Raw genomic sequence first — 13,441 nt, forward strand, 5'->3', positions numbered from 1 at the left:
CCAACTCAGAGACGGCCATAGGAATCAGCAAACCTGACGATGTCGTCTTCCTTTAAATATGCTCCGGATTGCACCTCAATCAGTTCCAGCGGAATGCATCCAGGGTTCTCCAAACTGTGCATTTCACCAATTGGTATGTATGTGGACTGATTTTCCGTGAGCAAATATTCTTCATCGCCCTTCCGAACGCGCGCTGTGCCGGAAACTACAATCCAGTGTTCGGCCCGATGGTGATGCATCTGCAGAGAGAGCTTGGCCCCCGGCTTGACGGTGATGCGCTTGACTTGGTAGCGGTCACCGCTGTCGACGGAATCGAATGCACCCCACGGCCGGTACACCTTGCGATGTTCGGCGAATTCGTTTCGTTCGTCTTTGCGTACGCGCTCAACCAGCGCCTTCACGTCCTGCGCCTTGTCTCTATTGAGCACAAGCACGGCATCGGCAGTTTCCAGCACCATCACGCCGTCCAAGCCAGCTACCGCCACTAGGCGATGCGAGGCATGAACCAGGCTGTCTTTCGTCTCGTGTATCAGCACGTCTCCTACAGCAACGTTACCGTTCTCCGTCTTGTCACTGGCTTTCCATACGGAGTCCCAAGAACCAACGTCGCTCCACTGTGCGTCCATGGGTACCACGCGCGCACGCTGCGTGTGCTCCATGACTGCATAGTCAATGGAGTCGCTGGGGCAACGGGAGAAGCTCTCCGCATGGAGACGAAAGAAGTCCAGGTCCTGCTGGCCTCGCGAGACTGCCGCCTGCACCGACTTGCAGATTGGTGAGGCATAGGCTTCCAGCTCGTCCAGATAAGACGAAGCACGAAACAAGAACATGCCGCTGTTCCAGAAGTAGCCACCTTCCTGAAGATACTTTTCTGCGGTTCCGCGTGATGGCTTTTCGATAAAACGCGAAACTTCAAATGTCGTACCAGCTTCTGCCGAGCCGGCCTTAATATAGCCATAGCCTGTGGCAGGCTCCGTCGGAACGATTCCAAAGGTAACAATGGAGCCGGCCTGCGCCGCCTGGATACCGCTAGTAACGGCCTGCACAAAAGCCTGCGTGTCGCGAATGGCATGATCCGCTGGTAAAAGCAGCAGCAACGGATCCTGCCCGCCAGCTATGGCATGTAGTGCCGCTGCCGCAGCTGCGGGTGCGGTGTTGCGAGCGTGAGGTTCGAGAATAAGGGAGGCGTCATGGATACCAACTTCGCGCACCTGCTCTGCCACAATGAAACGATGAGCGTGGTTCGAGACGAGAATTGGGCTGATCGCCCCCGGGATAGAGCAGGCGCGCAACAGCGTGTCCTGTAGTAGCGAACGTTCGCCCAGCAGGCGGAGAAATTGCTTGGGATACCCCTCTCGCGAGAGGGGCCACAAGCGAGTTCCTGCGCCCCCGCACAATACAACCGGGATGATGACGGTCGAGGCATCCATCCTTGCACTCCTTCTGACAACCCAAAATATGGAGCGCCCAAGCGACAGGGAGCCCCTCACCCATTCCGCCTATAGAGGGCGGGCATCCCTTCATCGAGAGCGTGCTGGCACACTGCATAACGCTGCAGCGTTACCCGCATGGGCCACAGTCTCTTCTTGTCTTGGCCTCACCGTTGAGGCTGCAGCGACGGAGTCTATTTTCAGCTCCTTGCGGCGCGAGACAATCTGACTCCACCAGTTCACACGTCTTCAATTCGCTATAAAGCCATTACGTCGATTACTCCGGATTGGCGGCGTAACCGTAATAGGCATAGCGATAGCGCCCATACTTGGAACCATAGCCGTAGCGGAAGGCGTTGGGGTTCAAACCATTGAAAATCACCCCCTTCACCTCTGCCTTGGCGTGACTCAGCTGTTTCGCACTTTCGGTCACCTCGCCAATAGTTGTGGTTTCGAACCGAGTCACCAGGAATACGGTGCCGCAGCGAGCAGCAAGTACTGTTGTGTCGGCCACTGCCAAAACTGGCGGTGTGTCGATCAGTACAAGGTCGTAGCGCTCGCTTAAGCGATCCAGCAGTTGCACCATTCGCTCATTTAGGAGCAACTCAGAAGGATTTGGCGGAATTGTGCCAGTGCCAATCAGATCCAGATTTTGCGCAACGTCGCGATGAATCACATCGTCGATGTTGGCATTTCCGGCGAGTACATCTGATAGGCCTGGATTGCGGTCTTTACCGAAGTACTGATTGAGATATCCCTTTCGCATGTCAGCATCGATGAGCAGCACCCGCTTGCCGCCCGAGGCCATAACCGCTGCCAGATTGGCTGAGATGAATGATTTGCCAACCCCCGGGGTTGGGCCAGTCAGCAAGACACGATTGTCGCCGGCATCTAGCATCGCAAACTGGAGTGCGGTCCGCAGGCTGCGCAAGCTCTCAATAGACGGCTCGTTGGGAAAGCGCTCGGCGAGCAGATACTGTCCTCGCTTACGGGTTCGGAGTTCGTCCGCCAGAGAATTTTGTGCATGGGAGAGCGGGACGGTGGCATACACGTTGAGCCCAGTGTGCTGCTCGATATCCTGGGCGTCCGTAATGCCGCCATAGAGGGCATCCCGGATAAGCGCTACGATTGCCCCTAACATCAAGCCGGCGATCGCGGCCAGTGGGATTATCAACAGCTTTCTGGGCTTGACCGGCTCCTCGGGAACTGGCGAGTTGTCAACGAGCCGAACGTTACCTACTTTTCCTGCCTTTACCAGTTTGAGCTGCTGCATATTGTTCAGCAAGCCAACATAGAGCTCGTTATTGACCTGAACATCGCGCATCAGGCGTACGGTGTCCTGCTCAAGATTGGGCAGGGCCTTGACTCTGCTCTCTATGCCTCCCGCTTTCGCCGTCAACCCCGCAATCTGTTGGTCGATGGCCTGCAAAGCGGGGTGTCCCGGCGCAAAGCGAGTGACCAATTCTGCACGTTTCTGCTTTAGCTCTTGAAGGCCGGATTGGGTCGCCACACTTTGCTGTAGGAAGGCCTTACCTTCTTCGCTCAGATCAAACGTGCCGCGCTTATTGCGCATCGCGTTGTACTTGACCTCGGCCTGTTCGAGTTCGCGTTTCAATTGAGGAAGCATGTCGCCAAGAAAAACGAGCGACTTTTCAGCCTCTGCTGCCTTACGCTTGATGTTCTGCGCTACATATTCTTCGCCAACCTCATTCAGGATAGAAGCGGTAAGCGCGGGATCTTTACCACGCAGTGCGGCGCCAATAATGCCGCTCTGCTTTCCCCTCTCTTCGATCTTTAGCTCATCCTGCAACTTCTCCAGCGTTTTCAGACGGGAAGCCCGTATCAGCGTGAATGCAATGCCCCGCTTCGCCTTCAGCTCTGCCACAAGCAGACTGATGGTCCCAATGCTTTGGTTGATCTGCAAGGGTTCACCGACCTTGCCTTCGACGGGCTGATCCAGACTGCTTTGCTCTAACCGAAAGCGGCCATCGCCCAACGCAGTCAGGGTGAACTTCTCATCTTCCAATTCTTCCGGCACATCGAAGAGGCTTACCTTGATGGATTCCGCCGCCCACGCATAGCCACCGAAGCCCATAAGCCCCGGCTCGGAAAGTCCCTTCGATCGCCGAGCAATCCAGGACCCGATCAATGGGACGTACTTTGGCTGCACACTGATGTACAGAAGCAGATTGTCCACCGCCTTGCCTACGACCATACGGGAACGCAGTAGCTCGATTTCGGCCGTAGCTTGGGTCTTGACGTCGAAGAGAGAAGAAACATCACCTAACAGACTGTTTGCGCTGTTAGGGTTGTCCTCTACCTGAACGAGGATGTCGGCCTCATAGACCGGCGGCGCAAGGAACGCATAGGCAATACCAAGTACCAGCACCACAGCGGCAATGCTCGCAATCAACCACCGATTTGCCAGCAACACATCCAGATAACGCACAAGATCAATCTCGTCATCCGGCATTTGCTGCCCAGCAACTGGAACGTAAGGGAGATTCTGGCTCATAAATCAAACTGCCAATGCTGTTAAGCAAGCGCCCGAATGCGGGGCACCCACGCATTCACACCCTGCTGGATGAGTTGAAAGGAGTGTTCAAACGCAGCCCGCGGCTGGCGATAAGGGTCATCAATATCGAACTTACCGACTTCGCCGAGGCGGAAGACCTTACCGGACGCAGCTGGATAACGACGTTGAATCTCCGCCTTCTGTTCGCCATCCATCACAAGAATCAGGTCTGCCTGACTGGCCAGCACGCTGGTGAGTTGCTGGGCACGATGCGGCGAGATATCAACGCCAGTCTCGGTGGCAAGCTCGATGGCCGTAGCATCAGCAGGCTTGCCTACCAGTGCGCCAAGTCCGGCTGAAAATACGTTCAGTTCCGGCAATGCTTGGCGCAACAACCCTTCCGCCATCGGACTGCGACAAATATTCCCAATACAAACAACAAGCACGCGCTTAATCATTTCAACGTATTCGCAGTCGAATTGAAGAAATTGGCGCTCGGAATCAACTGGTTGATCACGCGGCTCCATCGCACTACCCCGGCGGCATCTACGTACACGACGTCTTTGGGCTTCAGTTCAAACGCCTCGGCCAATGCCAGCGACACAGGCGACTTGCCGTCAAGATGGAATACTTCCGCTTCGCCATCTGCACTCTTGCGAATGACGTAGACCTCCTTGGCGTCAGCGGAGATCGGGTTAAGCCCGCCCACTTCGCCAATGGCCTCATTGAGCGTCAGGCGGCCATTGCGAGGCAGTACGGTAGAGGGCCGTACCACTTCACCAGCGACAAACACCTTGCTGTCCTCGCGCTGCTCAACACGGACGACGTCGCCGGATTGAAGCAGGACATTTGCGGGGTCAATGCCTTGCTGCAGCAAGGCGGGCATGTTGACGTAGTAGTTCTTGCCACCGCGGCTGATGCGAACGCGGCTGTTGTCGCCGGTCGTGACGTTGATCCCGCCGGCACGATTCAATGCTTCCACCAGGGTCATGGGCACGTCATCGATGTTTTGCGGGCCCGCGACTTTGACTTCGCCGTCCAGGTAGATCCGCTTGCTGCGATAGGCAAGCACGCGAACCGTGAGCTGGGGCAGCATAACGACACTCTTGAGCGCGACGCTCAGCTCGCCGCGAACCTGATCGGGCGTCTTGCCGACTACTTTTACTATGCCCGCATAGGGGAACTGAATGGTGCCGGCCGGACTGACAACATAGCCAGGTACATTGGCAGCGCCGCTGTAGTTCGGGATGTCATACGCAGCGCCGATCGAATAGGTTTGCGTCGGGAAGACCAGCTCGGGGTGGTCCCACACCACAATGGACAAGATGTCGCCCGCACCGATCGTGTATGGCTGCGGCGTGCTAAACAGTGCTTCGACACCTTCATTCGTCGGCCGGGCCGCCGCCTTCTGCGCCCGTACCAGCTCCGGCGTGATCGGGGTTACCTTCGGGACCGAATTCGGATCCTCCGGATTCAGCGGCCGCTGAGGATCAAAGCGCATACCCGGCGCCAGTGCGCAGGATGCCAGCAAGGGAACCACTGCAATTGCGACCAGCCCTCGACGGACACTGAGAAGTCTTGACAACATTTAATACGTCTTCAAAGGTTGACATGACGCCGAAGACGCTTGAAGCAAATGCGCTTGCCGGTCGCTGAGGCAGCGGCATCGTGTACAACGCTTTGCAGTTCTTCCCGGCGCGCCTGGTGCAATGCCGGATCGTCCGGCCCCCACCCCGTTTTCTTACCCAGCACATGGGTTGGCTACTTGACCCCCGCCGCGTGACGGCCGCCCTGGATTTGCATCGCTTTCTGCTTTTGACGCAATTTTCGCGAATTTGGCTATTTTATCATTTCGGCCTTAGGGTGACCATGGGTTTCCCCCATTGCAACAGGGCGAGCGAAGTATTGCCGACGCAACATTGGCGCCAGATCCATGGCAGTCATGGGCGCGGTGGATGGTTTCGCAGAAGGGTAGAAGCTGCCAACACCCAATCGGGTGAGTTGCAAGGGCGCGACGCCTGCGCCGAAATGCGCCACCTGAAATGCTAAAAGTGTCAAAACACGCGCATTTTCGCGGCATGCAGCGATTCACCCAGAATCCCCCGCGGGCCGACTTCAGCCGGCTGGATCATGGCTGGGAAGCCCCACCCCACTTCAGCAGGAGTGCAGTGAACGGAACCCGTTCGCATAATCCGGAAAAACGGCCAAAAGCACCTCTTTTTCGATGCATAGCACGCCCGCCCTTCTGATAGCCGCGACGGTGTTCGAACCGGTCTGGTTCGTTCCATTCCGCAAGGTATTCCGTCACGCGCACTTCTCGCCCGGGTATGCGTATCTGTCATTGGTGCCGGTGCTCGGGCCGCTGCTGTGCATCTGGATCCTGGCCGCCAAGCGCTGGCCGCTCAAGTCCAAGCTGATCAAGACCTATTCCTGAAGGTTTGCGCAACGTCTCAAGGGGCAGCGGCTTCCCCCACACCCCCTGCCCTGTCTTCGCATCACCCGACCGGCGCCAGGGCGGCCCCCGTTCCGTACCGCGGCAGGCAGCAGAAGCTGGCGGGGGCCGGGCCGGCCCTGGGAATTGCACACCATCGCCTGAAAGTCGTCTCGTCAAGGCATCGGCCCTGACCGCCACGCCGGCGCGGGTGGAGTGAGGTCGACCACTACACCACCACCCTGACGCCCCCTATCTCCCGCCGCCCCCGTGTTTGCAAGGCACGGCACCGCACATACGAAAGCACCGACTCGGCGCCAGTCGGTCAAAAACCTCCACATGTGCGGGAAATAACAGAAGTATCGGAACTAGAACGTAAGAATGTGTGTCCGATTGTGGCATTTTTCGCGGCAAGGCATATCATGGAAGTCAAATCCCCCATTTGGGGGGATTACATTGCAGTCACGTTGCCAGACCCCACAGAGGGGCGCCGCCGGTCCATCGCCATCGCTTGGGCAGGTGAGAAAAGAACGGACGTACTGCAGGCAATTCGAACGAGTTGCCATAGCAGCAGCCAGGGCCAGCCTTCGGAAGTCCGGGCGGCGCTTGCGGGGGGCCCGCATTGATGCAGTCCTTTTCTCAAATTGACGACGGGTGATGCAATGCCAAGTCATACTGCCGTGGCTGAAAAGCCCTACTACAGTACGCGAACCGCCGCGAAGCTCCTGAATGTCTCGCTAGGAACAGTTCAAAAAATGGTCGAACGTGGCGAGCTGGGGGCGTGGAAGACCAACGGCGGCCATCGCCGCATCCACAAGGAAACCGTTCATAACCTGCTGGCCACCCGCGTGGGCAGTCCTGCACCGGCCGAGCATGAGCTCGATCTGGTCGTCTTCCACCCTAATCACCAGGAAGCGCAGCGTATCCATGCCCAGCTTGCCAAATGGGGATTGCCGCTGCGCGCCGCGGTGGTGGAAGACGTGCTCGACACCGTCATCGCCTCGGTCAGCGCCCACCCGCGCGTGGTGCTCTATTACGTCGACGAACTGAACGACGCCGAGTCTGCGACCATCGAAAAGCTGCAGAGCTTTTTCTCGAGCCTGCACGTGGTCTTCGCCGTTATCACCAACCGCCAGGCCTATGACGGCGTGGCCGATGCGCTGCAGCACTGGGGCATCATGGTGTTCCTGAAGACGCCGTCGCTTGAGGAGGTCAAGGGCTTCCTGCGCGCGCAGCTCATGATGGGCCGGGCCGGCTGAAGCCGGCCCGTTCCCGTTGCACCGCCGGCAAACGCGGTCAGGCCAGCGCCGCTTCGTGCGATGCCGAGGCGTGCGGCGCTTCCTGCGACGCCATCATCCAGCCATACAGGTTGCGCGGATCGGGCGGCATCGCGACGAGTTCCACATGCCGGCCCGCGTGGCGCGCCCGCGCGGCGGCATACAGCCAGCGCAGCGCCGAATAGTCTTCGAGCGCAAACCCGACGGAATCGAAGATCGTCACCTCGTCCGTGGCCGCGCGCCCGGGCATCCGGCCTGACAGCACCTGCCAGAGCTCGGTGACCGGCGCATCGGGGGCGAGCTGCTGGATCTCGCCTTCGAGCCGCGTCTGCGGTTCGTATTCCACCACAATGCGCGCCTTGCGCAGGATGTCCGGATGCAGCTCGGTCTTGCCCGGACAGTCGCCACCCACCGCGTTCAGATGCATGCCGGGCCGCACCATGTCGGGTGTCAGGATCGTCGCTCGCGTCTTGTCGGCGGTCACGGTCGAGACGATGTCTGCACCGGCCAGTGCGGCATGCACGGTCTCCACCGGCACGATGGACAGGTTCGCAACGCTGGCAAGGTTACGCGCGAGCCGTGCCGTGGCTTCGCGGTCGATGTCGTAGGCGCGGACCTCACGCACGCCAAGCAAGGCGTGGAACGCCAGCGCCTGGAACTCTGCCTGCGCACCATTGCCGATCAGCGCCATCACCTTACTGTCCGGCCGCGCCATGGCGCGCGCGGCGAGCGCCGACGTAGCCGCCGTGCGCAGCGCCGTGGCCAGGGTCAGGTCGGTCAGCATCAGCGGGAAGCCGGTCTCGACCTCGGCCAGCATGCCGCAGGCCATCACTGTCGGCATCGACACGCGCGCATTGCGCGGATGGCCGTTGACGTACTTGAATGCGTACTGCACGCCGTCCGTGACCGGCATCAGCTCGATCACGCCGACCGGCGAATGGCTGGCCAGGCGGGCCGATTTTTCGAATTGCTCCCAGCGCTGGAAATCCTGCCGCACATGGTCGGCCAGCTGCATGATGGCAACGGGCACACCGATGGCGCCGACCAGTCGGGCAACGTCGGTGGCGTCCAGGAAGCGCGTCTTGGCGGTGTCTTTCATGGTGGACTCCTGTAGCTGCGGATCACGCTGCGGCGCGAGCAGTCGTCGCGGCGCCACTGCTGCGGTCCAGCCGCAAGGTCATGCAATAGGCGCCGCCGCCGGACAGCATGAACGGTGACAGGTCGACTTCGCGCACCTGGTAGCCGCGGCCGCCCAGTTCCGCGCGCAGGTGCGGCGTGGTGCGCGTCATGACCACCTGGTCGTGCAGGTTGACGGCGTTCACGCTGAAGTGGCGCAGATCGTCCTCGGTCGCCTCGATGCGCAGGCTCGCCGGTACGCGCGCGCGCAGTTCGCGCAGGGCGGCTTCGCTGAAGGCCGGCGGGTAATACAGCACCTCGCCGCCGGACAGTGGGCAGAAACACACGTCGAGGTGGTAGCTCTGCTCGGTGGCCAGTTCCAGCGCCACGACTTCGCGGCCAAAGTGCGCGGACATGGCGTCGGCGGCTTCGCGCGAGGAACGCGGGCCGAAGCCGGCCCAGAAGTGTCCGCGGCTCGCGTCCCAGATGCAGTCGCCAGCGCCTTCCTGATAGCACCCGTCGGGCAGCTGCATGACTTCGTCGACCAGCCCGCGCTGCCGCAGGCTTTCGAAGATGCTCGCGAACGGCGCTTCTTCGCCGCGCCGCTGCGGGTAACGGAAACGCGCCAGCACGGCGCGGCCATCGAGCACCACGGCGGCGTTGGCGGGGAACACCATGTCGGGCACGCCGGGAAAGCCCGGTGCGAGTTCTACCGTGAAGCCGGCCAGCTGCAAGGCTTCGTGCAAGGCGTCGAAGGCGCGGCTCGCATTGCGGTGCATGCCGCGCGGATCGCGTGCCCACGCTTGCGGATCCATCCACGGATTGATGCTGTAGGACACATCGTAGAACGTGGGTTCGACAAGCAGGATGGTAGGGGTGGTGATCACGGCGGCTCCTTTGGGGGTCGTCGGCAGCGGGTTCGCGGCGCGGGTGTTGTTCAGTGGTTCGATTGCATTTTCGTGCGCGCCGGTGTTAACTAATAGCCAGCAACTTGCACAAAATGATGAGGCGAATGTACAAATCGCCAGTCATCGCAATCAAAACGACAGCCCCATGGATGCCATCGACCAACAACTGCTGTCGCTGCTCCGCGACAACGCCCGCACGCCGGTGACCGCGCTCGCGCAGGCGCTGCGCGTGTCGCGCGCGACTGTGCAGAACCGCATCGACAAACTGGAAAAGGAAGGGCTGATCGTCGGCTACACGGTGCGGCTGCGGCCGGAAGCCGAGCCGCACCGCATCCGCGCGTGGATGACGGTGGCGGTAGAAGGCAACAAGGCCCGCGCCGTGCTGCAGGCCTTGCGTGGCGAGCCGAATGTGCAGGCGCTGCACACCACCAACGGCCGCTGGGACATCATTGCGGAACTGCGTGCCGATACGCTCGAAGCGTTCGACCGAACGCTGGACCGGATCCGGCTGATCGATGGCATCAGCGCCACCGAGACCAGCATCCTGCTGTCGACCTACAAGCTGTAGCGCAAACGCTCAGCTTGCGAGTTGTTGCGAGCCGCGCAGCCGCTCGCGCCGGAATTCCTCGTGGAAGACCTGGCCGCTCGGCTGCAACAGGTCGCGCAGCGAGACGATGCCGACCAGCCGCATGCTGTCGAGGCTGTCCACCACAGGCAGCCGTGCCACGCTCGACGCGGCCATGCTGCCCGCTGCCGCGCGCGCGGTCTGGGCTGGCACCAGCACCTGGGCCTGCGCCACAAGCAGGTCACGGCAGCGCAGGTCGGCCGGCGCCGATCCGGCCGCGGCGCCGCGCACCGTGGCGCGATCCAGCATGCCAAGCACGCGGCCGTCCGATACCACGGGATAGGCGCGGTGCGCGGCGAGTTCGCCAAAATAGCGCGCAGTCGCCTCGGACACGCCGAGGTCGGCGTCGATCGTAATGACATCGCGCGTCATCAGCTCCGCCACATGGGCGCGCTCGAGCGGATCGACGCTGTATTCGCGATAGATATGCAGGCCGCGCCGCGCGATCTTCTCCGTCATGATCGAACGCTTCATGGTCAGCACCGAGAAGCCGTACGCCACCGCGGTGGTCAGCAGCAGCGGCAGCAGCGCCTCGGTATTGTGCGTGAGCCCGAACGCGAACACGATGGCCGTGAGCGGCGCGCCGAGCACGCTGCCAAGCACGCCGGCCATGCAGACCAGCGCCCACAGTTGCGGCGAGCCACCCGGCAGCCAAGGGGCCAGCACCGTGCCAAGCCCCGCGCCGAGCATCAGCAGCGGCGCGAGCACGCCGCCCGACGTACCGGAACCGAGCGCCGCGATCCAGATCAGCGCCTTCACGACCAGCAGGGCAACCGCCACGCTGATGGCAAGATGATTGTTCAGCAGGTCGCCGATCACGTCATAGCCAACGCCAAGCGCGCGCGGCTCGAAATAGCCGCCGATGCCGACCAGCAGGCCGCCGATGGCAGGCCACCACATCCAGTGCAGCGGCAGCCGCGAGAATGCGTCTTCCGTGCGGTACAGCGCAAGCGTGAGCGCAGCGCCCAGCGCGCCGCACAACAGCCCCGCCACCACGCACGAGCCGAGCGCGACCGGGCCGGCCGGTGCGGTCTGCAGCGGGAACAGCGGACCCGCTTCGAAGAAGAACGGCCGCAGGAACCCCGCCACCGCGCAGGCCAGCGCCACCGGCAGCAGGCTGCGCGGGCGCAGCTCGAACAGCAGCAGCTCGATCGCAAGCAGCACTGCGGCAACGGGTGTGCCGAAGATCGCTGTCATACCCGCGCACGCGCCCGCCACCAGCAGCGACTTGCGCTCGCCCGCAGTCAGATGCAGGTACTGCGCGAGCAATGACGCCAGCGAGCCGCCGGTCATGATGATCGGTCCTTCCGCGCCGAACGGCCCGCCACTGCCGATCACGATGCCCGACGACAGCGGCTTGAGCACGGCCACGCGCGGCGACATCTTGCTTTTGCCGAACAGCACGGCTTCGATGGCTTCGGGAATGCCGTGGCCGCGGATCTTGTCGCTGCCATAGCGGGCCATCAGGCCGACGATCAATCCGCCCAGCACGGGCACGACGATGACCCACGCGCCGAGCGTGTGGTGCGCCGGCGAACGTTCTGCGAGCGACAGCGTCTGGTAGAAGAACAGGTTGGTGAAGAAGCGGATCAGCTTCAGCAGCACGTCTGCGGCCAGCGTGCTGACAACGCCGATCAGCAGCGCGATGCCGCACAGCAGCAACAGGCGCTGGCTGACGGCATAGTCACTCTTTTCAGTATGCATGGGGGCTCCTTGGATTCTTGTGCGATGCGGCAAGAATCAACGCGGAACGTACGTACGACAATGACTCTGCCAGAGGCGGCCAAATATATCACTCCGTGATATATTACGCCGACCATTCCAACGCGCCCCGCTCCAGAATGCCAACCGCCCCCGCCGTCGCTGCGCTCGCACATAGCACTCGTGCCTGGCTGCGCACATTCGTTCCGCTTCCTGTTTCGGCCAACCGCACCGAGCGCATCAAGAGTTGCATCGGCGCGCTGCTGGGCCTGTTTCTCACCGAATGGATCAGCCACCAGACGCTGGGCGGCTTCAATCCATGGTTTGTCGCGCCGATGGGCGCCTCGGCCGTGCTGCTGTTCGCTGTGCCTTCGAGTCCGCTTGCCCAGCCATGGTCGATCATCGGCGGCAACCTGTTCGCCGCGCTCGTTGGTGTAGCGTGTGCCCGCTGGATTCCCGACCAGGGGCTCGCCGCGGCCACAGCCGTCGCTGTAGCCATCGCGGTCATGTTCCAGTTCCGCTGCGTGCACCCGCCCAGCGGTGCCGTGGCGATCACAGCAGTCTTTGGCGGACCCGCAGTCAGCGCACTTGGCTTCGGCTTCGTGGCGGTGCCGGTGCTGTTCAATTCGATGCTGCTATTGCTGATGGCATTGGCCTTCAACAACCTGTCACGGCGGCGCTATCCGCACCGCCCGCCCGAGCCTCCGGTGCAGCACCACACTGCGGATGTCCCGCCCGGGCAGCGCGTCGGCTTCACGCGCGCGGACCTGCACGACGCATTGCAGGCGCGCGGCGAATTCCTCGACATCGAAGAAGACGATCTCGAAGCGATCCTGGTAGCCGCGCAGTTGCGCGCGTACCGGCGCCATTTCGGCAATGTGCTGGTTTCGGAAATCATGTCGCGCGACGTCGTGACGGTGAACCCGAGCCAGCCGGCAACGGAGGCTTCGCACCTGCTCACGCGGCACCGTATCAAGGCCCTGCCGGTGGTCGACGAACACCGCAAGCTGCTGGGCATCATCACCCAGAGCGACTTCTTCGCCGCTCAGCGTGACACGGGGGCGCGGCGCCTGGCGGGCACCGTGCGCGACCTGATGACGCGCGCGGTCGTCACCGCGCGCGCCGAACAGCCGATGGTCGAACTGGCGCAGGCCTTCAGCGACGGCGGCCTGCACCATGCGCCGGTCATCGACGACCACCACCGCGTGGTCGGCATGGTGACGCAATCGGACCTGGTGGCTGCGCTGCTGAAGGACGGCGTGATGAGCGCCACGGCCTGACGACGAATGTTGTCTCCCCTCTCCCATTGATGGGAGAGGGGCGGGGGAGAGGGCAGGAGCTTCCACGAAGTGAGGCGCTACGATGCTTGCGTGCGCCTGCCCTCTCCCCCAACCCCTCTTCCGCAAGCGGGAGAGGGGAGCAAACAGGCTGGCATGCT

Annotated in this window: 12 protein-coding genes; 5 read left to right on the forward strand and 7 right to left on the reverse strand. The window is 61.8% G+C overall.

What is annotated here, in order from left to right; genetic code table 11:
• Positions 1-5 precede the first annotated feature (5 nt).
• The 4 genes from KHO41_RS05710 to KHO41_RS05725 form a co-directional block, all read right to left on the reverse strand.
• Positions 6-1,430: a mannose-1-phosphate guanylyltransferase/mannose-6-phosphate isomerase gene (locus KHO41_RS05710; RefSeq protein ID WP_211952341.1), complete on the reverse strand. Its 1,425-nt coding sequence runs from the start codon at positions 1,428-1,430 to the stop codon at positions 6-8.
• 277 nt (positions 1,431-1,707) lie between these two features.
• On the reverse strand, positions 1,708-3,945 hold the full coding sequence (locus tag KHO41_RS05715) for a polysaccharide biosynthesis tyrosine autokinase (protein ID WP_211952342.1): 2,238 nt from the start codon (positions 3,943-3,945) through the stop codon (positions 1,708-1,710).
• A gap of 20 nt (positions 3,946-3,965) precedes the next feature.
• Positions 3,966-4,403 carry a low molecular weight protein-tyrosine-phosphatase gene (locus KHO41_RS05720; protein ID WP_211952343.1) on the reverse strand — a complete coding sequence of 146 codons (438 nt, stop codon included), beginning with the start codon at positions 4,401-4,403 and terminating at the stop codon, positions 3,966-3,968.
• Positions 4,400-5,533, reverse strand: a complete 1,134-nt coding sequence (locus KHO41_RS05725; protein WP_211952344.1) for a polysaccharide biosynthesis/export family protein — start codon at positions 5,531-5,533, stop codon at positions 4,400-4,402. Before KHO41_RS05725 ends, KHO41_RS05720 begins: the two co-directional genes overlap by 4 nt.
• Before the next feature lie 80 nt (positions 5,534-5,613).
• Between KHO41_RS05725 and KHO41_RS05730 the strand changes: the two genes are divergently transcribed.
• The 3 genes from KHO41_RS05730 (at position 5,614) to KHO41_RS05740 (ending at position 7,635) form a co-directional block, all read left to right on the forward strand.
• The gene (locus tag KHO41_RS05730) at positions 5,614-5,994 is read left to right on the forward strand and encodes a hypothetical protein (protein ID WP_211952345.1); all 381 of its coding nucleotides are present in this window, start codon (positions 5,614-5,616) and stop codon (positions 5,992-5,994) included.
• Positions 5,995-6,169: 175 nt separating this feature from the next.
• Complete coding sequence (locus KHO41_RS05735) at positions 6,170-6,379, forward strand: hypothetical protein (protein ID WP_211952346.1); 210 nt, start codon at positions 6,170-6,172, stop codon at positions 6,377-6,379.
• Positions 6,380-7,038: 659 nt separating this feature from the next.
• The gene (locus KHO41_RS05740) at positions 7,039-7,635 is read left to right on the forward strand and encodes a helix-turn-helix domain-containing protein (protein WP_211952347.1); all 597 of its coding nucleotides are present in this window, start codon (positions 7,039-7,041) and stop codon (positions 7,633-7,635) included.
• A gap of 37 nt (positions 7,636-7,672) precedes the next feature.
• Here KHO41_RS05740 and KHO41_RS05745 read toward each other — a convergent pair whose 3' ends face one another.
• Together KHO41_RS05745 and KHO41_RS05750 are read right to left on the reverse strand one after the other, a co-directional pair.
• Positions 7,673-8,752 carry an ornithine cyclodeaminase gene (locus KHO41_RS05745; RefSeq protein WP_211952348.1) on the reverse strand — a complete coding sequence of 360 codons (1,080 nt, stop codon included), beginning with the start codon at positions 8,750-8,752 and terminating at the stop codon, positions 7,673-7,675.
• A 22-nt stretch (positions 8,753-8,774) separates the two neighbouring features.
• On the reverse strand, positions 8,775-9,656 hold the full coding sequence (locus KHO41_RS05750; protein ID WP_211952349.1) for a dimethylarginine dimethylaminohydrolase family protein: 882 nt from the start codon (positions 9,654-9,656) through the stop codon (positions 8,775-8,777).
• Positions 9,657-9,822: 166 nt separating this feature from the next.
• Between KHO41_RS05750 and KHO41_RS05755 the strand changes: the two genes are divergently transcribed.
• Positions 9,823-10,245: an Lrp/AsnC family transcriptional regulator gene (locus KHO41_RS05755; RefSeq protein ID WP_011298821.1), complete on the forward strand. Its 423-nt coding sequence runs from the start codon at positions 9,823-9,825 to the stop codon at positions 10,243-10,245.
• A 9-nt stretch (positions 10,246-10,254) separates the two neighbouring features.
• Here KHO41_RS05755 and KHO41_RS05760 read toward each other — a convergent pair whose 3' ends face one another.
• Complete coding sequence (locus KHO41_RS05760) at positions 10,255-12,006, reverse strand: chloride channel protein (RefSeq protein WP_211952350.1); 1,752 nt, start codon at positions 12,004-12,006, stop codon at positions 10,255-10,257.
• 137 nt (positions 12,007-12,143) lie between these two features.
• On the opposite strand from KHO41_RS05760, the gene KHO41_RS05765 reads away from it, so the two are divergent.
• Positions 12,144-13,283, forward strand: coding sequence for an HPP family protein (locus tag KHO41_RS05765; RefSeq protein WP_211952351.1), 1,140 nt, complete (start codon positions 12,144-12,146; stop codon positions 13,281-13,283).
• The last annotated feature ends 158 nt before the right edge of the window (positions 13,284-13,441 follow it).

The organism is Cupriavidus numazuensis (assembly GCF_905397435.1).
Lineage (GTDB): Bacteria > Pseudomonadota > Gammaproteobacteria > Burkholderiales > Burkholderiaceae > Cupriavidus > Cupriavidus numazuensis.

What these genes read in the sequence shown, in the direction of transcription:
- KHO41_RS05710 (WP_211952341.1), bottom strand. Translation starts at nt 1,430, where the DNA reads ATGGATGCCTCGACCGTCATCATCCCGGTTGTATTGTGCGGGGGCGCA.
- KHO41_RS05755 (WP_011298821.1), top strand. Translation starts at nt 9,823, where the DNA reads ATGGATGCCATCGACCAACAACTGCTGTCGCTGCTCCGCGACAACGCC.
- KHO41_RS05715 (WP_211952342.1), bottom strand. Translation starts at nt 3,945, where the DNA reads ATGAGCCAGAATCTCCCTTACGTTCCAGTTGCTGGGCAGCAAATGCCG.
- KHO41_RS05745 (WP_211952348.1), bottom strand. Translation starts at nt 8,752, where the DNA reads ATGAAAGACACCGCCAAGACGCGCTTCCTGGACGCCACCGACGTTGCC.
- KHO41_RS05720 (WP_211952343.1), bottom strand. Translation starts at nt 4,403, where the DNA reads ATGATTAAGCGCGTGCTTGTTGTTTGTATTGGGAATATTTGTCGCAGT.
- KHO41_RS05740 (WP_211952347.1), top strand. Translation starts at nt 7,039, where the DNA reads ATGCCAAGTCATACTGCCGTGGCTGAAAAGCCCTACTACAGTACGCGA.
- KHO41_RS05735 (WP_211952346.1), top strand. Translation starts at nt 6,170, where the DNA reads ATGCATAGCACGCCCGCCCTTCTGATAGCCGCGACGGTGTTCGAACCG.
- KHO41_RS05765 (WP_211952351.1), top strand. Translation starts at nt 12,144, where the DNA reads ATGCCAACCGCCCCCGCCGTCGCTGCGCTCGCACATAGCACTCGTGCC.
- KHO41_RS05760 (WP_211952350.1), bottom strand. Translation starts at nt 12,006, where the DNA reads ATGCATACTGAAAAGAGTGACTATGCCGTCAGCCAGCGCCTGTTGCTG.
- KHO41_RS05725 (WP_211952344.1), bottom strand. Translation starts at nt 5,533, where the DNA reads ATGTTGTCAAGACTTCTCAGTGTCCGTCGAGGGCTGGTCGCAATTGCA.